General features: G+C 64.2%; 18 protein-coding genes and 1 pseudogene. 5 read left to right on the top strand and 14 right to left on the bottom strand.

Annotated features, from left to right (window positions below; translation table 11 throughout):
* The 4 genes from FNJ47_RS15455 to FNJ47_RS15440 form a co-directional block, all read right to left on the bottom strand.
* Positions 1-1317 carry an ABC transporter substrate-binding protein gene (locus FNJ47_RS15455; protein WP_235999899.1) on the bottom strand — a complete coding sequence of 439 codons (1317 nt, stop codon included), beginning with the start codon at positions 1315-1317 and terminating at the stop codon, positions 1-3.
* A gap of 39 nt (positions 1318-1356) precedes the next feature.
* Complete coding sequence (locus tag FNJ47_RS15450; RefSeq protein WP_163154466.1) at positions 1357-2445, bottom strand: CobW family GTP-binding protein; 1089 nt, start codon at positions 2443-2445, stop codon at positions 1357-1359.
* A complete protein-coding gene (locus tag FNJ47_RS15445; protein WP_163154464.1) occupies positions 2445-4112 on the bottom strand; it encodes an amidohydrolase in 1668 nt (555 codons plus the stop codon). Before FNJ47_RS15445 ends, FNJ47_RS15450 begins: the two co-directional genes overlap by 1 nt.
* A gap of 319 nt (positions 4113-4431) precedes the next feature.
* Positions 4432-6009 (bottom strand): gamma-glutamyltransferase family protein, encoded by a 1578-nt coding sequence (locus tag FNJ47_RS15440; RefSeq protein ID WP_163154462.1) that lies wholly within the window; start codon positions 6007-6009, stop codon positions 4432-4434.
* Positions 6010-6510: 501 nt separating this feature from the next.
* On the opposite strand from FNJ47_RS15440, the gene FNJ47_RS15435 reads away from it, so the two are divergent.
* Positions 6511-7431 (top strand): D-alanyl-D-alanine carboxypeptidase family protein, encoded by a 921-nt coding sequence (locus FNJ47_RS15435; RefSeq protein WP_347341671.1) that lies wholly within the window; start codon positions 6511-6513, stop codon positions 7429-7431.
* A gap of 648 nt (positions 7432-8079) precedes the next feature.
* Here FNJ47_RS15435 and FNJ47_RS15430 read toward each other — a convergent pair.
* Positions 8080-8754, bottom strand: coding sequence for a helix-turn-helix transcriptional regulator (locus FNJ47_RS15430; protein WP_163154458.1), 675 nt, complete (start codon positions 8752-8754; stop codon positions 8080-8082).
* A gap of 223 nt (positions 8755-8977) precedes the next feature.
* On the opposite strand from FNJ47_RS15430, the gene FNJ47_RS15425 reads away from it, so the two are divergent.
* Positions 8978-10180 (top strand): serine hydrolase domain-containing protein, encoded by a 1203-nt coding sequence (locus tag FNJ47_RS15425; protein WP_163154456.1) that lies wholly within the window; start codon positions 8978-8980, stop codon positions 10178-10180.
* A 32-nt stretch (positions 10181-10212) separates the two neighbouring features.
* On the opposite strand, the gene FNJ47_RS15420 is transcribed toward FNJ47_RS15425, so the two are convergent.
* The 9 genes from FNJ47_RS15420 to FNJ47_RS15380 form a co-directional block, all read right to left on the bottom strand.
* Positions 10213-11616: an amidase gene (locus FNJ47_RS15420; RefSeq protein WP_163154454.1), complete on the bottom strand. Its 1404-nt coding sequence runs from the start codon at positions 11614-11616 to the stop codon at positions 10213-10215.
* A gap of 16 nt (positions 11617-11632) precedes the next feature.
* A complete protein-coding gene (locus FNJ47_RS15415; RefSeq protein WP_163154451.1) occupies positions 11633-12394 on the bottom strand; it encodes an SDR family NAD(P)-dependent oxidoreductase in 762 nt (253 codons plus the stop codon).
* A 60-nt stretch (positions 12395-12454) separates the two neighbouring features.
* Positions 12455-13165 (bottom strand): ABC transporter ATP-binding protein, encoded by a 711-nt coding sequence (locus FNJ47_RS15410; RefSeq protein WP_163154449.1) that lies wholly within the window; start codon positions 13163-13165, stop codon positions 12455-12457.
* Positions 13155-13874 (bottom strand): ABC transporter ATP-binding protein, encoded by a 720-nt coding sequence (locus FNJ47_RS15405; protein WP_163154447.1) that lies wholly within the window; start codon positions 13872-13874, stop codon positions 13155-13157. The genes FNJ47_RS15410 and FNJ47_RS15405 overlap by 11 nt, the downstream gene beginning before the upstream one ends.
* A gap of 3 nt (positions 13875-13877) precedes the next feature.
* On the bottom strand, positions 13878-14951 hold the full coding sequence (locus FNJ47_RS15400; protein WP_163154445.1) for a branched-chain amino acid ABC transporter permease: 1074 nt from the start codon (positions 14949-14951) through the stop codon (positions 13878-13880).
* 13 nt (positions 14952-14964) lie between these two features.
* Positions 14965-15831 carry an ABC transporter permease subunit gene (locus FNJ47_RS15395; protein WP_163154443.1) on the bottom strand — a complete coding sequence of 289 codons (867 nt, stop codon included), beginning with the start codon at positions 15829-15831 and terminating at the stop codon, positions 14965-14967.
* Positions 15832-15925: 94 nt separating this feature from the next.
* Positions 15926-17140 (bottom strand): urea ABC transporter substrate-binding protein, encoded by a 1215-nt coding sequence (locus FNJ47_RS15390; RefSeq protein WP_175068381.1) that lies wholly within the window; start codon positions 17138-17140, stop codon positions 15926-15928.
* A gap of 57 nt (positions 17141-17197) precedes the next feature.
* Entirely contained in the window at positions 17198-18193 is a 996-nt protein-coding gene (locus FNJ47_RS15385; RefSeq protein WP_163154440.1) for an acetamidase/formamidase family protein, read from the bottom strand.
* A 17-nt stretch (positions 18194-18210) separates the two neighbouring features.
* Positions 18211-19611, bottom strand: a complete 1401-nt coding sequence (locus tag FNJ47_RS15380) for an amidase (protein ID WP_163154437.1) — start codon at positions 19609-19611, stop codon at positions 18211-18213.
* A gap of 420 nt (positions 19612-20031) precedes the next feature.
* Between FNJ47_RS15380 and FNJ47_RS15375 the strand changes: the two genes are divergently transcribed.
* The 3 genes and pseudogenes from FNJ47_RS15375 to FNJ47_RS50195 form a co-directional block, all read left to right on the top strand.
* On the top strand, positions 20032-21195 hold the full coding sequence (locus FNJ47_RS15375; protein ID WP_163154435.1) for a transporter substrate-binding domain-containing protein: 1164 nt from the start codon (positions 20032-20034) through the stop codon (positions 21193-21195).
* Positions 21192-21539, top strand: coding sequence for an ANTAR domain-containing protein (locus FNJ47_RS15370; RefSeq protein ID WP_235999898.1), 348 nt, complete (start codon positions 21192-21194; stop codon positions 21537-21539). Before FNJ47_RS15375 ends, FNJ47_RS15370 begins: the two co-directional genes overlap by 4 nt.
* A pseudogene (locus tag FNJ47_RS50195) lies at positions 21521-21856 on the top strand (hypothetical protein); the annotation flags it as partial. The gene FNJ47_RS15370 and the pseudogene FNJ47_RS50195, both read left to right, overlap by 19 nt.

The following is a 21856-nucleotide window of genomic DNA, read 5'->3' as shown; positions in this document are numbered from 1 at the left end:
TCAGGCCAGCTTGGAGAGCAGCTGGAGATCGGCCTGCTTCGGGATGAACGGCGCGGTGCCGTTGTGCACGATCAGCAGCTCGTACTTCGACTTGCCACCCTTGGTCTTGCGCCATTGCCCGCCCGACAACGAGGTCACCGCGACGTTCTTGATCGGCGTTCCCTTGAACTTGACCGGTCCGACCACGGTCTCCATGTCGAGGCCGGCGATCGCATCGCGCAGCGAGTTCTTGTCCTTCGGGTCGCTGTTCTGCAACGCGGCGAGCGCAACCTCCCACAAGGCATGCGCGTAGCCGATCGGCTGGGTCCATTGCTTGCCGGTGGTCTTCTCCCATTCCGCGGCGAGCTCTGCAGCGCTCTGTCCGGTCAGCGACGACTTGAACGGATAGGCCGGCGTCCACCACACCTCGGTCGACATGCCGTCGCCGCGATCGCCGAGCGCGTTCACCGCGCTCGGGAACAGGAAGGCCGCCGCAACGGTGCAGATCTGCGGCTTGAAGCCGGCCTGCGCCGCCTGGTTCCACAGCGTCACCCAATGATTGCCGTAGGTGAAGCCGGAGACGATGTCGACGCCGTTGCTCTTGAACGACGAAACCTGGTTGGTGAAGTCGTCGGTTGCGATCTGGAATTTTCCGGCGGAGAATTCCTGATAGCCGGCCCCCGCAATGCCGCCGGGTAGACCGACCTTCGGATCGGAGAACGCCTGGCCGGCGGGATTGTCGATGTAGAGCGTGCCGACCTTCTTGTTGGTCTCGACCGACTGCCACATGCCCATGAAATTCTTCACGACGTCGTCGGCGCCCCAGAAGAAGTGATAGCTGTAGGGGAACCCCTTGTCGGGCGTCGACTTGCGCGGGAACATCCAGCCTTGCCACGGCACCATGGTCGAGATCGACGGGATGCCGCGGGCATCGGCGAGCTCCTGCACCGGGGCCTGCGCGTCACCGTCCTCGATCAGGATCAGGTCGCATTTCTCCCGCAGCACCAGCTCGCTCGCCACCACCGACGAGCGGTTCGGATCGGACTGATTGTCCTTGAAGACGAACTCGACCTGCCAGGTCTTGCCGCCGATCTTCAGGCCATCCTTGAGCCGGGCCTTGATGCGTTCATGGATCCAGGTGTCGGGCTCGGCAAACGGCGCGCGGACGCCGGAGAGACAACCGACCCAACCGATCTTGATGGTGTTGCCCGCGGCCCGTGCGACGTTGACCAGCGGCACATTGATCGCCGAAGCGAGGCCGGTAGCACCGGCCGCCTTCAGCAGCGTGCGCCGGTCGAGCCGGCCGGACGAAAGGTTCGTCTTGGAATTCTCAGTCATGTCCCTCTCCCTGAAACAATTATCTGAAGTGAATCCCGCCTAAGCCGCGGATCGTTGAATCGCGTCACGGCTCACCGCGGCAAATTTGCACAAGGTGTTCTCGATGATCTGGCGCGGGATGCCGCGCACGATGAAGACCAGACGCGAGCGCCGGTCCGCCGACGGCCAGCCGGCAAGCGTGATCGGCGGATGGAACACGTGCTGCACGCCATGCACCACCATGGGCGCATCGGGTTGCTCGGCGACATGCACGATCGCCTTGAAGCGCAGCAGGTCTTCACCTTTGAGCGCTGCGACATAGTCGAGCCAGCGCGCGAACGCGTCACGCTGGATCGGCTCGTCGATGATCAGGCTGTAGGACGACACGTCCGTGTTGTGCGCGTGGTGGCCGTGATGGCCGCAATTCTCGTCGTCGCAATGGTGCTCCACATGATGGTGCGGCGCATTCGCGGCCTGCGCTGCCAGATCGAACCAGCGCACGACATCGGCTGACCGCGCCGACGGATCAAACAGCCCGGCATCAAGGACTCTGGCCGGATCGACGATCCCATCCCGGACGTGATGGCGAGCCGCGACCGGATTGATCGCCGCAAGCTGGGCATCGAGCCGTGACAGTTCATCATCGGCGGCAAGATCGGTCTTGGTCACGAGCAGCCGGTCAGCGACCGCGACCTGCCTGACCGCCTCAACGTGGGCCTCGAGGGTACGCGCGCCGTTGACGGCATCGACGGTCGCGACCACACCGTCGATCCGGTAACGGCCGGCGACATCGGGCGCCGTCATCAGCGTGTGCAGCACCGGCACGGGATCGGCGAGCCCGGTGGTCTCGACCAGCACGCGGTGGAACGGCGGGATCGTCCCTGCCGCACGGCGTGACGCAAGGTCAGCCAGCGTCTCGATCAGGTCTTCGCGCACCGAGCAGCAGATGCAGCCATTGTCGAGCAGCGCCAGGCGATCCTCGCTGCTCTCGACCAGGAGATGATCGAGCGCCACCTCGCCGAACTCGTTGATGATGGCGACGACGCCGTTAAGCTCCGGCTGGCGCAGCAAATGGTTCAGCACCGTGGTCTTGCCGCTGCCGAGAAAGCCGGTGAGCACCGTGACCGGGATCTGGTCCACCGCTGCCATCACGCGCCCCGCTCGTAGACCTTGCGGCCCTCGAAGAAGGTCATCTCGACCCGCGTATCGGCAAGCTGATCCTGCGGGATGTCGAAGATCATCTGGTCGAGCACGATCAGATCGGCCGATTTGCCGACCTCGATCGAGCCGATGGATTGGCCGAGCCCCGCCGCACGCGCGGCGTCGATGGTGTAGATGTCGATTACGGTGGCGAGATCGAGCGCCTGCTCGGCCCACAGCGATTTGCCGGGAAAATCGCCGGTGGGATTTTGCCTGGTCACCATGCCCTCGATGCCCTGCCAGGGATCGGGGATCGGAATCACCGGCCAGTCCGAGCCGCCGGCCATCAGCGCGCCGGCCTGCTTCAAATCCTTGTTCGGCCAGAAGCGCTGCGCGCGCTCCTCGCCCATCGCCGCCTTGTGCGCCTCGAGGAAGACGGTCGGATACCAGATGATCGGTGACAGATCGGCCGCGACGCCGAGTTCGGCGAAGCGCTTGATGTCGTCGGGCGCGATGTAGCTCGCATGCGCGATCTGGTGCACCAGATGCGTCGGGCCGTTGAAGCTGCGCACGACGTCGATGGCGTCGAGCGCCTGGCTGACCGCGGCATCTCCCGCGCAATGGATCTTCGCGGCCAAGCCAAGCTTCTCGCAGCGCCCGAGCCAGCGGATCAGGTCCGGCACCGTCAGCATGGTCGCGCCGCGGAAGCAGCAGCCGCGCACGGGATCGGCGACATACGGCTCGTGGAAGGCCGCGGTCTTGGCGCCCGGCACACCGTCGAGGAACACCTTCACATAGTCCGGCTTCACATGAGCCCCGCGATAGTCTTCGCGCAGCGCAAACAGCTCCTCGCCGGCCTTGCCGAACATGAAGCCCGGCTCGACCACCGGCATCGCACAGACCGCCCAGGCGGTCAGCTCGCCGCGGTCGTCGAGCCCCTTCAGCGCCGCCATGATCGGCTGCATGCTGGCGGCGTCGATGAAGGCGGTGACGCCATAGGCATTCAGCACCGAGATCGAGCGGGCCACCGCGGCGCGGTCCATCTCGGCCGTGTAGTGACCGGAGGCCGCGAGCGCCCGCTCCACCAGGCCCGAGGCGGCCTCGATCATGATCCCGGTCAGCGTCCCGGTCTTGAGGTCGCGGCCGATCTCGCCGTCGGTCGGGTCCGGAGTGTCGGCCTGCACGCCGGCCAGCCGCAGCGCCGCCGAGCTCGCCCAGCGATTATGATAGCTGTCGTCGCGCAGCACGACGGGATGTCCAAGGCACGCCGCATCCAGCAGCGCGCAGGACTCTGCGGTGTTCATCTCGTTCAGCAGATTGTTGCCGAACTGCCCGCCGACGATCCAGGCGCCGGGCTTAGCCGCAGATGCGGCCTTGTGCAGGGTCTCGGCGATCCTCGGCACGCTGTCGGTGTTGGAGAAGCGCAGCTCGTAGAGATCGGCCTGCCCGCCCATCATGATGTGATTGTGGATGTCGACGATCCCCGGCATCGCCATTCGTCCACCGAGGTCGACGGTCGCAGTCTCCTCGCCGATGAGCGACGCGACGTCGTGCTCCTCGCCGACAGCGATGAACCGGCCGGCTTTGACCGCCGCGCACGCCGCCCAGGGCTGCGCCCGGTTCGACGTGTAGATCCGACCGTTCCGGAAGACCGTGTCGGCGAATGTCCTGTTCATACGGGTCAACTTCTCGATTGGGAAAGTCCGGAGCGATCACTGTGCGGTGCACGGCGGCCGAACCGCGCACGACACCAGCGTGACGCCAAACGTTCGGCATGTCGGCTTTTGGAACAATCCACCGTCCGGTGGATGCTTCGCCGCCTCCCCGCAAGCGCAGGGCTTTTGCGCATTGCCTGCCTCCGCAGGGCGCACTGCAAAATATCGAAAACAACCCCATGCAAAGTAGCCGGCGGCGTGCCGGCATTCGACATGGCGACTTGACAAGTCGGGCAAATCAGCGATTTAATTCTATTAATCCGAAGTTTCGCGAGGCGCTTCAAAAACCCAATGCCAACCCGTCCTTGCGGTGGTCGGAGGCACCGAACAGGACGCCGCGCGCATGGTCGATGCGGATCGCCTGGCAGCCGCCGATCGGCTCTTCGGAGAAGCGGGCCTCGTGACCGCGGGCGCGCAGCTCGTCGCGGATATCAGGCGATATCGTCGTCTCCAGCGACAGCGCGCTATCGAAGGCAAAGGAGCGCGGCGCCTCCGCCGCGGCCTGGATGTCCATCTTCAAATCGAAGATGTTCGAGATCAGATTGGCATGGCCCGCGGCCTGGTAATGTCCGCCCATCACGCCGAACGACATCACGGTCCTGCCGTCCTTGCGCAGCAGGCCCGGAATGATCGTGTGCATCGGGCGCTTGCGCGGCCCGAGCGAATTCGGATGTCCGGGCCTGGCACGGAAGCTCCAGCCGCGGTTGTGCAACAGGATGCCCGACTTCGGCGCATAGATGCCGCTACCGAACGGATAGAACAACGAGTTGATCAGCGAGACGGCGTTGAGGTCACGGTCGACCACCGTGACATAGACGGTGTCGCGGTGCTCGATATCGTCCCAGGCCGCGGGTGCGGAGGCGCGGCCCATGTCGATCTTGCTGCGGATCCTGCCGATATAGTCTTCGGCCAGAAATGCAGCCGGATCGACCTTGCTGGTCGTTGGATCGCAGAAGAAGGCGTCGCGCGCGCGGTAAGCGGCCTTGGTCGCTTCGGCCAGCAGATGGATCCGATCGGCCTGCGCGAGTGCTGCGACATCGAAGCCTGCCAGCGTCCGCAGGATCATCAGCGCGGCCAGACCCTGCCCGTTCGGCGGACACTCGACCACGTCGTGATCATGGTAACGCGCCGAGATCGGCCGCACGTAATCCGAGCTCTGCGCCGCGAAATCGTCGGTGCTGTGGGCTCCGCCCAGGGCGCGCAGGACGTCCACCATCTCATCGGCGGCCTCGCCCGCATAAAACGCCTCGCGTCCGTGCTGCGCGATCCGGCGAAGGGTGCGGCCAAGCGCAGGTTGGGTCCGGATGTCGCCGACGTCGGGCGCCTTGCCGCCTGGAAGGAACTGCGCCGCCGCATTGGGATCGATCTCGATCCGGGCCCGGAAGCGGCGCCAGTCCTCGGCGACGCGCGGCGTTACGCAAAAGCCCTGCTCGGCTGCCGCGATCGCCGGTCGGAAAATCTCCTCCAGCGACCTGCTGCCGTGATCGGCGACCAGCCGGCACCACGCGTCGATCGCTCCGGGCACAGTCACCGCCTCCGGCGCGGTCGGCGGAATGTCGCGCGCGCCGCCGGCTGAAAATTTCTCGGTATCGGTCGCGGCCGGCGTACGGCCCGAGCCGTTCAGCGCGATCGGCTCACCGGCGTGAGGCGAATACAGCGCAAAGCAGTCGCCGCCGATCCCGGTCATCTGCGGCTCGACCACGCCCTGCACCGCGACCGCCGCCACCGCGGCGTCGACGGCATTGCCACCGGCCTTCAGCATCTCGACCGCGGCGAGCGTCGCCTGCGGGTGCGAGGTTGCGGCCATACCACGCTCGGCAACCGCCACCGAGCGGCCGATGGCCATGAAATCACGCATGTCGAATCCTCTGATATTGCGCGCGGCGGCCGCTCGCCAACATTGTCGAATACGACACCGGTCCTTGACGGACTCTCGGTTGGCGGCGCGTTGCGCGGCAATCCACCTAACGGTGGATCGGCCAAACGGCATCGAGACTTGTCCCGCGAGGTGCTTCCCGGACGCGGCAAACAACCCGAAGGACAACCCGACAAAGCCCCTCAAACCTCCGCGCGAAGCATGCTGCGGCCTAACTGGATAGTTGCGCGCTCGTCCGTATTTCCCCGGTGGGTAACTGGTTGCCAGGCTCGGGGCGCGATGGCACGCTGTCATGATCGATTTGGCTCACGGTGAATTCCAATGCCGTTGTCCTCTCGCAAAGAGCTTCATGGCGCCAGGCGAAGTCGTTCCGGTTGCGGGGCTGGATGGTCACGCATTGCCGCGTCTCTGGTCTCGCTGTCATACGGCGTCGTCGTTCACGATGTGCATGCAGCGTCGCCCGCGGAGGTGCCGAGCCGACAGGTGACCGCATCCGAACCGTCGGCTCAGGCCGACGCCAACGGGAGTGTGCTGCCAGGCGTGGACCGGGCGTCGCCCGAAGCTTTGCCAAGCGCGCAGCAATCCGAACAGTCGTCTCATACGGCGAGCATTGTCGAATCGCCCAGGACCGGTCCGGACAACATGGATTCAGTCCTGATCCTGGACGAATGCTTTGTTGCCGAGGCGTGCATCGACCGGTTCCTCGGAGCGCTTTACACGCGAGCGCCGAAGACCGACTGGATCGTCGTGTACGAGAAAAAGGACGTGACGATCAAACGGAAGCGCAAACTGGTCACCGTCACCCGCAGCATCGCGAAACGGGTCGAAGACGACTTTGGATGGAAGGACCCCAAAGCAGCAGACAAGGCCGGCATGCCCTTGCTGGATTACGTGATCGGAGGGATGGATCGAGCCTTCAGGCAAAAGCTGTTCTATATGCTCCATGCAGCAGAACAGGCCGGACTGGCGCCTGGGATCACAAGCGGATTCCGGGATGACTATCGCCAATCCATTGCAAGCGGGCTGAAGGCCGCGAACGACAAGTCTTATCACGGTGGCAGTTCGCGTGGAGGCTATGGTCACGGGCTCGCCGTGGACGTCGTCAGCATGAATGGCACGAGCAAGGACGAGCGTGCGACCGAGACCAGGAAGCTATGGAAGTGGATCGACGAGCATGAAAAGCAGTTCGGAGTCGGACGACCATATTTAGGCGGAGACCCGGCGCATCTCGCACCGATCGATGGTCAGGAATACGCGGCTCATCGTACGGTATCAATGCACGCCAAGTTGGCCGGCAAGCGACACACCCGGGTTGCAGCCTCCTCCAGACATGGCGTGACGACGCGCGCAAAGTCCAAGGCAGCGGCGAAGCCGGCGACAACGAAAGTCAGCTCGCGCCTCTGATAGGCCCCTCGCCTGCGCTTCGAATGTGCGTTGCAGCGCGCCCCAGCTCAGGGGGTGAGCTGGGGCTAACGGCGGCTTGGGAGGCCGTAGCGGCCGGCCTCCACCCATGACGTTACGTCTCTTTCCTGAGCTTCATCCACCAGGAAACGCAATTGGTGCGCCGCGCTACTACTTTTGCGTCGTCGGGTCTGTACGGCAGCAAGTCTATCACTCGGGGGCTAGTTCAGAATGGCAATTGTCGCGCGCAATTGTCGATCTACGATGTCCGCAGTCGTGCGGATTGGCCGACGTCAACCCCAAACCCCGACCATGCACATCGCGCGATCAGGGATCGCCGCTTCGGCCCACGAAGCGACGGTCCCGCCCATGAGCGGTTGCTGCAAATCAGCCTGACGGGCGACTCAGCAAAAAGCCGTCAAGACGAGACGGAGAAGAGCAAAGCTCGGGTCATGTCGCGAGAATGCGAGGCTGTGGCCTCACCCACATCTGTCATCGCCCGGCTCGACCGGGCGAGCCAGTACGCCGCGGCCCCTCGGCTCAAGCACTGCTGTCTCTGGAATACTGGATCACCCGCTTTCGCGGGTGATGACACCGAGAATGTGGCTCGCGCCGTTATCGCTCGCAGACGGCGATCCTCGCGAGCCCCTCTCAATGCGGCCGCGACATCAGCGCCACGACGGCGGAGCGGGTCTCGACGCCGAGCTTCTCGAAGATGTGAATCAGATGCGTCTTCACCGTCGCGAGACCGATGCTCAGGCACTCGCCGATCTCGCGGTTGGTCCGGCCGCAGCACAACAGCTCGACGACCTCCATCTCGCGCGAGGTCAGTCCATAGCGCGCCGGCTCGTCGGCGCTCGGGGAGAGGCGGCTGGTCAGATTGAATTCGAGATAATCGTGGATCTTCTCGGCGATATGCATGCTGCCGTCGGGAATCGCGCAGCCCGGCGCCCACAGCACGCTCATTCCGGCCACGATCCGGTCATTGCGGCGGAAGAAGAACTCGATTATGTCGGCGACGCCGCATTGGCCGGCAAAGGCGCGGTAGGTTGCCGCCTCCTGGGTCGCGCATTGATTGAGCGCGATGCTGAGCCGGGCAATCGGCCGGTTGCTCGCGGAGCGCGGATGCAGCGGATCGAGCCGGTTCATGCCGGCGAGATACTGGTCGTGGAAGCTCGGTGGGACGTTGCTGCTGAGCACGAACCGGTTGAGGGTCAGATTACCGTCGACCTCGTAGAACGCGGTCGCGGATCCCTCGAGAATTCCTCGCGCGAACTGAATGGCTTGCGTGGTTGCCGGATCCGGTCGGCCCAGAAGCGCGATCATGACCTACCTCCCGATGTTTCCCGATGGCGAACGTCTGCGCGTCGCATGCCCGTCACGCTGGGGCAGCCGCAGGCCATAGTCAAGCAAATTGCGGGCCAAGCGCACATCCTGAAACGGTTACGCCGAAGTAACCCGGGGGCCCCCTCCACCATCCGGTTGATTGCGAGTGACACGGCGCATGCGGAACTTTTGCACGTCCCCCAATGGCATCGCTGGAACAAGAATGAATTCGCGTCGCATCATGGCCGCCTTCCCGTCAGCGGCCGACGAACAGGTCACGCTCGCCAACTGGCGTCAGCATCCCTTCAACGAATGGGCATTCCGCAATGTCCGCGAACTGCTGCCCACTGCGAACATCGCACGCGCGGCCGCACCTGCGCCGCTGTCGTTCGCACCGCGCTATCTCGACGACGTCAGCTTCGCCGACCCGCGCGGCGAGACGGTTGATGTCGCCGAGGCGCTGCGCACGAGCCACACCGATGGCATCGTCGTGTCGCATCGCGGCGAGGTCGCGTTCGAATGGTATGCCCACGGCCTGACCCCGGACACGCCGCATCTGATCTTCTCGGTCAGCAAATCGGTCGCCGGCACGCTCGGCGGCATCCTTGCCGATCACGGCAAGCTCGAACCCGACGCGCCGGTGACGCGCTATATCCCGGAGATGGAAGGATCGGTCTATGGCGGCAGCTGCACGGTGCGGCATCTGCTCGACATGAGTGTCGGCATCCGCTTCGACGAGGACTACATGGCGCGCGACGGCGACGTCATGAACTACCGGCGCTCGACCGGCTGGGAGCTACCGGATCCGGCCATCCCGCCGAGCAATCTGCGCGACTATCTGCGGACGCTGCGGCCAAACGGCGCGCCGCACGGCGAGACTTTCCACTACGTCTCGACCAACACCGACGTGCTCGGCTGGGTCTACGAGCGCGCCTGCGGCATGTCCTATGCGAAGATCCTCTCGCACTATCTGTGGCAGCCGATGGGCGCCGAACGCGACGCCTACATCACCGTCGACTCGCGCGGCGCGGCCCGCGTCGCCGGCGGCATCTGCGCGACGCTGCGCGATCTCGCCCGGTTCGGCGAGATGATGCGCAATCACGGCATCAGCAACGGACGACAGGTCGTGCCCAGCTGGTGGGTCGACGACATCAGGCAGAACGGCAATGCCGAGGCGTGGTCGCGCGGCGATCTCACCAAGGTGTTCCCGAACGGCAATTACCGAAACAAATGGTACACGCTCGACCGGCGCGAAACGCCGTTTGCGGCCGTCGGTATCCATGGCCAGTGGATCTACGTCGATCCGTCCAGCGAGACCGTGATCGCGCGCGTCTCCTCGCAGCCGCTGCCGATGGATCTCGATCTCGATCACATGTGGATGCGCGGCTACCGCGCGATCGCGGCGAGGCTCAGCGGCAATGCCTGACGGCTTGCGACGGGGGCATCAGCGACGACGCATCACTCGATCGGCGGCCGCCGCGTGTGCCAATCCGTCACCGACTGGAACGCGGCCCCGGCACGGACCAGCACGTCCTCCGAGAGATGCGGGCCGACCAGCTGCATGCTGAGCGGCATCTGGTCCGGCGCCATGCCCATCGGCAAGGTGATGGTCGGGCTGCCCGAGAAGTCGAACACCGCCGTGAAGCGCAGGATGTTCAAGAGCACGTTGGGGTCGGCGCCGTATTCGCTCATCTTCGTCAGCGTTGGGATCGGCACCGGCATCGTCGGAATCAGCAGCAAATCGATATCCTCGAACATTGCAGCCAGGCTGCCGCTGAACTTCAGCCGCTCGTGATGGATCGCAGCAATGTCGACGCCGCTCGTCACCCTGCCCTGCTCGATCAACTGTGCGAGATCAGGTCCGTATTCCGACTTCCGCGACGGGTAAGTGTCCAGATGCGCCTCCGCCGTCTCCACCGAGCACATCGCAATCCATTGGCTGACGAGCTTCTGGTAGGGCGGGAAATGCACCTCGCGGATGTCGGCACCGAGGCCGGCGAGCGTGCGCTCGGCTTGCACCAGGGCGGTCACAACCTGCCGGTCTATACCCTCCTGGGTGTATCTGCGATCTACGCCGATCCTCAAACCCCGGATGCTCTCACCCACGCCGGCCAGATAGTTCGGCACCGGCGCCCGCAACGCGGTCGGATCGTTGACGTCGGCGCCCGCGATGACGCCGAGCATTGCTCCGGCATCCGCAGCACTGCGGCACATCGGTCCGACGTGATCGAGCGAGTCCGCCAATGGGAAGACGCCGTGCCGGCTGACGCGGCCCCAGGTCGGCTTGATGCCGGTCAAGCCGCAGGTCGCCGACGGAAACCGGATCGAGCCGCCGGTATCGCTGCCGATCGACCCGTAGCAAAGCCCGGCCGATGTCGCGACGCCCGACCCGCTCGACGACGAGCCGACCCAATAGTTCACATTCCACGGATTGAGCGGCGCCTGAACTGACGGATGGTGGCTGGTATAGGCCCCCTCCGTCATCTTGAGCTTGCCGAGCGTCACCGCGCCGGCGAGTTCGAGCCGGTCCACGATCGTGGCGTTGAAGGACGGCACGAACCTGGCGTGGATCGCGGTGCCGCCCGCGGTCGGCGCGAACGTGGTGTAGCAGAGGTCCTTCAGCCCGATCGGAACACCATGCAGCGGGCCGCGCCAGATGCCCCTGGCGATCTCCGCGTCGTGCTGCCTCGCCTGGGCCATGGCCCGCTCTGCAAGCACGTGCGCGTAGCCGTGAAACTGTCCGTCCAGCTTCGCGATCCGGCCGAGGATTGCCTCCGTGATCTCCGAGGATTTCGCCTCGCCGCGGCGAATGAGCCCGGAGATCTCGGTGATCGACTTGTAGTGCAATGGATCCGCTGACATGTCGATGTGGCCCCGCCTAGAACTGCACGCCGCGCGTCAAGGCGCCGTCGACGACGAGGTTGGTCCCCGTGATGAAGCTCGCCGCCTTGCTCGCCAGGAACACCGCTGCGTTCGCCATCTCCTGCGGCGTGCCCATCCGGCCGGTCGGGTTGAGCGCCAGCGCGGTCTTGTACAGTTCGGGATTGCCGTCCTTGATCATGTTCCAGACGCCGCCCTCGAAATAGGTGTTGCCCGGCGACACCGAGTTGGCGCGGATACCCTTGGCCGCGAGCTGATAGGCAAGGCCCTGAGTGTAGTGGATGATCGCGGCCTTGAAGGTCCCGTAGGGACCGCTGGCGAAATCGACCTCGCGCCCCGACACGCTGGAGATGGTGACGATCGCCGCCGCCGTGCTCTTCTCCAGATACGGCATCGCGGCGTTGACGAGCCGTACCGTCCCCATCATGTCGGTGGAGAATTCCTTCTCCCAGCTCTCCTCGTCCTGCCCGATCGAGAGCGCGCTGACATTGGCGACCACGACATCAATGCCGCCGAGCTTCGACGCCATGTCGGCGACCCAGGCCTTCAGCGCCGGTCCGTTCGAGACGTCGACGGCGCTACCGAACGCGGCAACGCCCTTGGTCTTGATCGCGGTGACCGCAGCGTCGACGTCACCCTGGTTACGCGCGCAGATGCCGACATTGGCGCCCTCGGCCGCAAACGTGTCGGCGATCGCCCTGCCGATGCCCTTGGTGCTACCGGTGACGAGAACCTTTGCTCCCTTGAGTCCCAGATCCATGTTCATTCCCTCCGTTATTGTCGATTGTCGAACGCAATTCCTTGCCGCGCGGCCGGCCGATCACAGCAACAGCTGCGCGCGCACATTGTCGGCGTTGACCTCCTCGCCGGCCAGCGATCGCGTGATCTTGCCCTTTTCCATGATGTAGCAGCGCTGGGCGATCTCCAGGATGGTGTCGAGGTTCTGCTCGACGAACACGATCGTGGTCCCGAGCTCGGTGCGGAACGATTTCAGCGCTTCGCAAATGTGCTGCACGATCGACGGCTGAATGCCTTCGGACGGCTCGTCGAGGATCATCAGCGCCGGATTGCCGATCAGCGCCCGGCCGATCGCCAGCTGCTGCTGCTCGCCGCCCGACATGGTGCCCGCGATCTGCCGCCGGCGCTCCTTCAGGCGCGGAAAATACGCGTAGACCAGCTCCGGCAGCTTCTTGCCGTCGGGCCCGCCGATCAACTCGCCGACCTGCAAATTCTCCTCGACGGTCATTTGCGGGAACACGTCGCGGCCCTGCGGGATGTAGCCGAAGCCGGCACGTGCCCGCGCATCGGCCTCGAGCTGGGTGACGTCCTGATCCATGAAGCTGATGGTGCCACGCCAGGTTTGCAGCAGCCCGATCAGGCAGCGCATCAGGGTCGACTTGCCGACACCGTTGCGGCCGATTACGCCGACGATCTCGCCGCGCGCGACCTGCATGCTGACGCCCTGCAGGATCGGCGTCGCGCCGTAACCCGCCCAAAGTCCCGATACATCCAGAATGCGCTCAGTGGGCATGGGTCTTACCCAGATAGATTTCGGCGACCTTCTCGTCTTCCAGAATCGCCTCGAGGCTGCCGCGCGCAAAGATCTTGCCGAGATGCAGAACGGTGACGCGCTGCGCGACCTGACGGACGAACGCCATGTCGTGCTCGACGACCAGCACCGTCATGCCCTCGGCGTTGAACGACTTGATCAACTCGCCGGTCTTGTAGGTCTCTTCCGGCGACATGCCCGCGGTCGGCTCGTCGAGCAGCAGAAGCTGCGGCTGCAAGGCCAGCGCCATCCCGATCTCCAGCCATTGCTGCTGGCCGTGCGACAGCGCGCCGGCGAGCTTGCCGCTGTCCTCCGCCAGATTAAGCAGCGTCAGCAGCCGTTCTTCTTCGGCAGCGCATTCCGCGCCCGAAAGACGTTCCTGCAACGCGATCTGGATGTTCTGCCGCACCGGCAGTTCCTTGAACACGCTCGGCGCCTGCATCTTGATGCTCATGCCCCGCTGGACCCGCGCAAACGGCCGCTCCGTGGTGATATCGGTGGAATCGAACAAGATGCTGCCCGAGGTCGGCGGATAGAGGCCGACGATCAGCTTGAACAGCGTGCTCTTCCCGGCCCCGTTGGGCCCGATCAGGCAATGGACCTCGCCGGCATTCACCGTCAGGTCGACATCGGAGACCGCGGTCAAACCACCGAAACGCTTCGATACGCCCCTTACATCGACCAGTGCCATGGATCAGGTCTCATCCGATTGCAGACGGCCGGTATCGGCGAGCGCGGGGCCCTCGTCGCGCCGCCGGCGCCTGGTCCACCAATCGACCACGAGCTTGCCGATTCCGAGCACAAACCCTTGCGGCGCCAACATCACGGTGGCGAGCAGAAGCACACCCATCAGCACCAGCGCCGCCTGCTGGCTGTAGACCGTGATGGTCTGGAAACCGAACAGCAGCAGGAAAGAGCCGACCAACGTCGCGGTCAGGTCGTTGCGTCCGGAGAACGCGACCCACACGATCGGCATCGCCGCCGCCGGCAGGCCGATGCTCGACGGCGTGATGAACTGCCCCCAGGACGTGTACAGCGCACCGCTGAGGCCGGCGAGGCCGCTGCCGATCACGAATGTCAGGAGCTGATACTTTCGGACGTCATAGCCGAGCATTTCGGCGCGTTGCGGATTTTCACGCGTCGCCACGATCACGTTGCCGACGCTCGAGTTCACCAGCATGCGCAGCGCGATGTAAACGATCACGATCAGCGCGATCATGAGATAGTAGAGCGCCGATCCCTCGATATCGAAGCTGCCGACGGTGAGCGGGTCCATTCCCTTCATGCCGTTGAAGCCATTCAGCCGCGCCGGACCGATATGCCATTCGGGTCCGGCGGTCTGCCCGAGGAAGAACGCAAGCACCAGCGTCGCCGACAGCGTCACGATGCCGAAGAAGATGCCGCTGATGCCGCCCCAGATCATGAAATAGCCGAGGATTCCCGCCGCGATCATCGCAATGACCACGGAGAGCACCAGGGCGGCGACCGTGGCTGTTCCCCCGCCCATGTTGATCGCAAGCACGCCATATCCGTAGCCGGCGATGCCGAAGAAGAAGGTCTGGCCGAACGACAGCATGCCGCCGTAGCCCCACATCAGGCACAGCCCGAGCGCCATGAAGATCCAGATCAGGAAGTAAGCGAAATTGCCGACATCATAGGAATCGGCGAACAGGGGGTAGATCAGCGCGCCCGCCAGCACGGCCAGGAAGCACGACCAGAATATCTTGCCCCGTCCGAGCGTCTGCGGGCCGTCGAGCAGCTTCAACATCAGAAATTCCCGTCTAGCGCCCACGACGAACCAGCACGCTGGATAGCCCTTCAGGCAGCACACGAATGATCAGGATGACGGCAAACAGCATGCCGATCTGACCGATGATCTGTCCGTAGCTCGCATTCAGCGCCATCCTGATCATCGCCAGGAACACGGCAGCCGGCGCGGTTCCGAGCAAGACATTGGCGCCGCCGATCACCACGGTGACAAAGCTCTCGACCACGAAGGTTGCGCCCATGGTCGGGATCAGCGTCATGGTCGGCGCATAGAGCGCGCCGCAGAGGCCCGCCAGTGCGGTGCCGATCCCGAAGCTGATGGAATAGATCCGCCCGGTGCGCGCTCCCAGCGCCTTGGCCATCGCCGCGTTCTGCATCGTCGCGCGCGCAACCACGCCGAAGCGCGTCTTCATGAAGATGATGTAGAGCCCGGCCAGCACCGCCACCGCAGCGCCGAACAGCACCAGGCGGTAGGTCGAGAACGTGTAGCCCCCGATCGCAAAACTTCCTTCCGGCGTACCGATGCCGCGCACCGCGGAGCCGACGATCAGCAGCATCGACTGCGTCACGATCAGGCTGAGGCCCCAGGTGGCGAGCAGCGAGTCGAGCGGACGCTTGTAGAACCGCCGCACGATCAGGAACTCGACGATCATGCCGATGATCCCTGCCGTCACTGCGGCCAGGATCTGGGCGATCGGGAGCGGCACGCCGAGATTGACGAGGCCCACGGTGACATAGGCCCCGCACATGATGAACTCGCCATGCGCCATGTTGATGACGCCCATCATGCCGAACACGATGGCAAGGCCCGCCGCGGACAGGATCAGGAACGCGAACACGTCGGCGAACTGATAGAATACCGAGAAGAGTTCAGCCGACATTCCGCTCTCCGTGATCACGGCGCCGCATCATTGCGGCGCCGGTTCGCCTGGAAGTCATGACGCACGACACGAGCAAGATTCGTGCCCGCGTGCGTCACGATTTGCTGGGAAGATGACTCGGCGTGTACTGATCCTTGTCGTTCTTCTTGGTGAGGTCGCAGCCGATCTCGCCCAACCAATACGGCTGGATCGTCCCGTAGTCCTTCTCGACGGTCACCTCATGCTTGGGCCCGACCGAGATCAGGCGCATGCGGTGAGACGTATGCTGGCTCTTCGGATCGATGCAGACCTTGCCTTCGGGAGCGTCGATACAGGCATCGCCTGACGCGATCACCTTGCGCATTTCATCGAGCTTGGTCGACTTCGCCTTCTCGACCAGCGCCTTGTACATGTAGAGCGCGTTATAGGCGTTGTAGCCCATATCGTTGATGTAGAGCTCGTCGGGGAACTTGGCGTGCCAGCGCTTCTTGAAGTCGTTGGCTTCGGGGGTGTCGATCTCCTCGAACCAGTTCGCAGTCGCATGCATGTTGTTGAGTGCCGGCGGCCTGAACCGCTTGTGCTCGAAGCCGAGCATGACCTTGATCGACGACCCCATCGGCAGGTTGAGATTGGCGGCTGCCGCCTGCTCGAAGAACGAATCCTGCGCGGCGCCGACATTGATCGTCAGCAACCAGTCCGGCTTCGCCTTCTGGATGTTCTGGATGGTCTGCGCGAACTGCGACACACCGAGCGGGATGAATTCCTCGCCCACCACCTCACCGCCGAGGTCCTTCATGATCTTCCGATTCCACTCTGCGGAGATCTGGCCGAAATTATAATCGGCGGCGATCACATAGACTTTCTTGCCGAACTTCTCGACCATCCAGGGGATCAGGGTCGAGAACTGCTGCTCCGGCACCGCGCCCATGCTGATCATGCTGGCGTCGCAGACACCGCCTTCATACTGGTTCGTATAGAAGTACGGCGTGGTGGTGCGATCGACGATCGGACGCAACGCCTCGCGCGAGGCCGACGTGATGCCGCCGATCAGAACGTCGACCTTGTCGCGATTGAGCAACCGCCGGCCGAATTCCTGATAACGAGCGTTATCGCCTTGTGGATCGAGATGGATCAGCTCGATCTGCCGGCCGAGAATGCCGCCGCTCTTGTTGATCTCCTCAACCGCCAGCTGCGAGCCGTGCAGCTTCGGCATGCCCATGAACGCGAGGTCGCCGGAGACGTCCTCCAGCAAGCCGACCTTGAGCGGCGGTTCTGCCGCCTGCGCGCTACCTATTGCCGCCGTTCCGAGCACGGCAGCAAGCAAAGCCATTCCAAATATACGCCCCGAATTCATCGCAATGTTCCCTGTCGTTGAGGATGTTGGAAGTCACGCCTTGAGGTAATTCTTCAGGATCGACGCACCCATCGTGTATTTGGGGTCGACCATGTTGCCGAGCCGCATGCGGCCGGCCTGACTGAGCAGCATGTAGGCATCGATCTCATCGAAGCCGTAATCGGCACTCATCCACCGCACCAGCTCGCGATAGGCGATCCGCGCCGCGTCTTCGAGCGGCCGCGCGCTGCCGATCGTCATGATGAAGTCGCGCGTTTCGAGCCGCGGCCAGGCGAAGCTCCAGTTCTTGATCAGATCGATCTGCAGCGTCACGGTCGCGCGCTGCTCGAGCGCAACGCCCGAGAGTTCGCCATCACCCTGGGTGGCGTGGCAGTCGCCGACATAGAGCAGCCCGCCTTCGGTGTGCACCGGAAAGTAGATGATCGCGCCGGGTGCGACGTCAGGCAGATCCATGTTGCCGCCGTGATAGTCGGGCTGCAGCGAGGAGATCGCCTCGATCTCGGGCGACACGCCTATAGTGCCGATGAACGGTTCATAGGGCAGCGTGATCTTGTCGTTCCAGCGCACGCCGTTGCGGTCGACATGCAGCTTCTTGACGCGTTCGGGCAACGGCGGATTGAGCAGCGCCGTCGACGCGGTCCCGACCAGGCCGCCGAACTCCGGAATGATGCAGGTGGTCCCGGCGGGCTGCGCGCCACGGGTCTCGACGTCGCGGATGTAGACGGCGAGACAATCGCCCTTCCTGGCGCCCTTCACTGCGATCGGCCCGCATTGCGGGTTCAGGTAAGGGAAATTGAGCTTCGCGGTGGGGCTGTCACTTTCGCTGGTGAGCACGCCGCCGAAGGCGTCTTCGGTCTCGACGACGACCACGCCGCCCGGATCGATCGCCAGGGTCGGCTTGGCATAGGGTCCATAGACGTAATGGAAACCGCCCTGTTGCTCGATCGTCAAACTGTGGGTCGTGCCGGTCGCCCCCTTGGCGACGGCGCGCTTGGCCATGATGGAACTCTTCAACCAATCTTCGGTCATGCGAATGGCTCCTCAACTCAGATCGCGGGATGGCGCTTGTGCCAGTTGGTGACGTGCTGGAAGGCATCGCCCGCGCGGACGAGGCTTGCTTCGTCGAAGTGCCGTCCGACGAACTGGAAGGCGACGGGACCGCCGTTCGGCGCGAAGCCGCCGGGAAGCGTCACGGTCGGGCTCCCCGTCATGTCGAACGGACAGGTGAAGCGCAGCAGCCCGGTGATCAGGGACGGGTCCTCACCCAGTGCCGCCATCTTGGCCAATGTCGGCGCAGCGAAGGCTTGGGCCGGAACCGCGATCAGATCGACCGTCTCGAACAGCAGCCGCACCGCGCCGCGAAACGCTTCGCGCCGCAGCACGATCTTCTGATAGTCCATGCCGGACTGCGCCCGACCGAGATCGAGCAAGCCTGCGAGCGCCGGACCGTATTCGTCCTTGCGTGCGGGATAGGTCGCTTCGTGCGCAACCGCCACTTCGATGCCGCACAGTGGGAACCAGTCCTCGATCACGGCCTTCGGATCGGGGAATGTGATGTCCTTGATCTTCGCGCCGAGATCGGCCGCGACACGCAGGCCTTCGCTGAGCACCTTGCCGGCAGGCTCATCGGTGCCCTCGCTGGTCCAGCGCCGATCCACCCCGATCGTCACGCCGCGCAAATCTCCGGTTAGACCAGCAAGATAGTCGGGCACGGGCAACGGCACGGACGTGGTGTCCTTCGGATCCTGGCCCGCGATCACGGCGAGGATCGCGCCGCAATCGGCGGCACTGCGCGCCATCGGGCCGATGTGATCGAGCGTCGCCGCGAGTTCAAAAGCGCCGTAACGGCTGACGCGGCCCCAGGTCGGCTTCAGCCCGGTGATGCCATTGGCGGCCGAGGGAAACCGGATCGAACCGCCCGTGTCGGTTCCCAGTGAACCGAAGCAGAGCCCCGCCGCGGTGGCGACGCCGGAACCGCTCGAAGACGCGCCGGACCACAGATCGGCATTCCACGGATTCTTTGGCGGATCGATCTTCGGGTGATGATCCGCATAGGCACCTTCGGTCTGCTGCAGCTTGCCGAGGATAACAGCACCGGCCTCCTTCAGCCGCGCGACCACCGTAGCGTCCTCGCTCGGACGGAAGTCCTGGTGAATGGTCATGCCGTGAGCGGCCGGCGCGCCCTTGGCCCAGCACAAATCCTTGACGGCGATCGGCACGCCGTGCAGCGGCCCCTTGATCTTGCCGGATGCGATCTCCTTCTCGGCTGCGGCGGCTTCGGAAAGCGCTGCATCACCCATCACATAAGCGTAGCTCTTGAGCCGGCTGTCGAGCTGCTCGATCCGCCCGAGCATCGCCTTGGTCACCTCGACCGGCGAGAGCTTCCTGGCCTGAATTTGCTGCCCGACCTCGATGAGCCCGAGATAGTGAAGATCCGTCGTCGACATCGTTTCTCATCCCCGCACTTGGCACGACGCAAGCGCAGGCACTGCCCACCACCGCGCATGCGCCTCCGGCTTGGCGACACGGGTGTGTCGCCAATTGATTTGGCGGCAAAAGCAAAAAGCCACCCGCCCCTCCAAAACGAAGGTGACGAATGGCCCAAATGCCGCGGCTATGATCTATCGCTAGGGTCCAGGATCGAACGGAGCACTCTGCGCGGCGATCGGGACGTCATCGGCCAAATCGACGCACGCAAGGTTCGACAGGAAGCCCTGTAGGAGAAAATTCTAAGGAGGTGTGCAGCGCGTTGTCAACGAGGCCGGCTGCACAAATTTCGCAACGTGTATGCGCAGCAAAACGGCATGACCTCTTGCACCGACCTCTGCGAAGATGGTTTCCTTCGAGAGTTGCACTGAAAGTCGTCGATGACAAAGCCGTCCATTCCCGTTGGCATCATCTGCTCGCAGCACGGGCCTTATCAGGCCATGGGGCGCGAGATCCTCAAGAGCGCCATGATGGCGGTCGACGAAATCAACGGCCAGGACGAGTTCGACTTCGCGATATCTGCGCATGTCCGCGATCCCCGCGGAATTATTTCGGAATACCATACGGTCTGCGACGACCTCATTCGCAATGTCGGGGTCGAGCACATCATCGGCTGTTACACCTCGGCCTCGCGCAAGCAGGTGCTTCCGATCGTCGAACGCACCGATCGCCTGCTCTGGTATCCGGCGCGCTACGAGGGCTTCGAATGCTCCGACAACGTCATCTATGTCGGTGCCTCGCCCAATCACAACGTGCTGCCGCTGGTGCGCTACGTGCTCGACAATCTGTCGCGCGAGATCTTCTGCGTCGGCTCAAACTATGTCTGGACCTGGGAAACCAATCGCGTCACCCGCGAGCTGGTGACGGCGGCGCGGGGACGTATTCTCGCCGAGCGCCTGCTCGAACTCGGCGAAAGCGCAGTCACGCACATCGTCGACGAGATCGTGCGGCGCCGGCCGCCGGTCGTGTTCAACACGCTGGTCGGCAGTTCGAGCTATGACTTCATCCGCGCCTTTCATGCCGCAACCGCTGCGGCAAGCCTCGACATCCCGATGCTGAGCTGCAGCCTGTGCGAGCCCGAGCTCAAGATCGCAGGCCCGGCATCGGCCGGCTGCATCACCTCGTCGGCCTATTTCGAAAGCATTCGCCTGCCCGAAAACCGGGCCTTCGTCGCGCGCTGGAAGGCGCGTTACGGCGAACACAGCAGCCCATCCGTGGACGGGCAATCCGCCTATGTCGCGGTCTATCTGCTGGCCCGCGCGCTACAGCGCGCCGGCACATCCGACATCGGCGAGGTGCGGCGCGCTGCGGCCGGCCATCGCTACAATTCGCCGCAAGGTCCGGTCTGGATCGACGGCAGCAACAATCACTGCGTCCTGACGCCGCGGCTCGCGGTCTCCAACGCCGAAGGACAGTTCGACATCTTCTGGGAAGCTGAAGCTCCTGTTAAGCCGGATCCCTATCTGACGCAGCTCGACATCGCCGCCGGCCCCGCAAGGGATGGAACGTTGCCGAATGCGCCGCACTTGCGGGTTGTGAAATGAGCAAACCGTCTTCATTCTCGTTGCGCGGGCGCAAGGCGCTCATTGCCATCAAGGACGAGCGCGACGCCACGATCGTCAGGCGGCAGTTCGAGCGTCTCGGGATCGACATCGTCACATGGGATGGTGGCGCCAATATCGACTGCCGGCCGGATGTGGCGCTGATCGACGACGAGTTCCTGCCGCTCACCTCGCCGGCCCAACGCGCGGCGCTTGGACGAAGCCCGGTCATCGCCCTGCTCGGCACCGAGACGCCGAGCCGCCTGAAGCTGGTGCTCGACCTCGATCCGGCCTCGTTCCTGGTCAAGCCGCTGCGCTCGGCCAGTGCATGGGTATGCATGACCTGAAGCACCGCGGCGAGCACGACGCGACGGGATCGAAGCCGCTGTTCGAGCTTCACCACCTGCTGCTTCAGCTCGCTGGTGCGTTCGCTTCGTTCGAAGGCCAGCACGAGCGCAGCATAGATACCGGCCGAGCGCAGCGGCTTGACCAGGAACGAGGCCGGATCGAGGTCGAGCACCAGCTTCAGGCGGCTCGGCGTCTCGGGATCGACATCGTCACATGGGATGGTGGCGCCAATATCGACTGCCGGCCGGATGTGGCGCTGATCGACGACGAGTTCCTGCCGCTCACCTCGCCGGCCCAACGCGCGGCGCTTGGACGA

It is taken from the genome of Bradyrhizobium uaiense, assembly GCF_010811875.1.
GTDB classification, from domain to species: domain Bacteria; phylum Pseudomonadota; class Alphaproteobacteria; order Rhizobiales; family Xanthobacteraceae; genus Bradyrhizobium; species Bradyrhizobium uaiense.
This window is presented reverse-complemented; position numbering and strand designations above follow the sequence as displayed.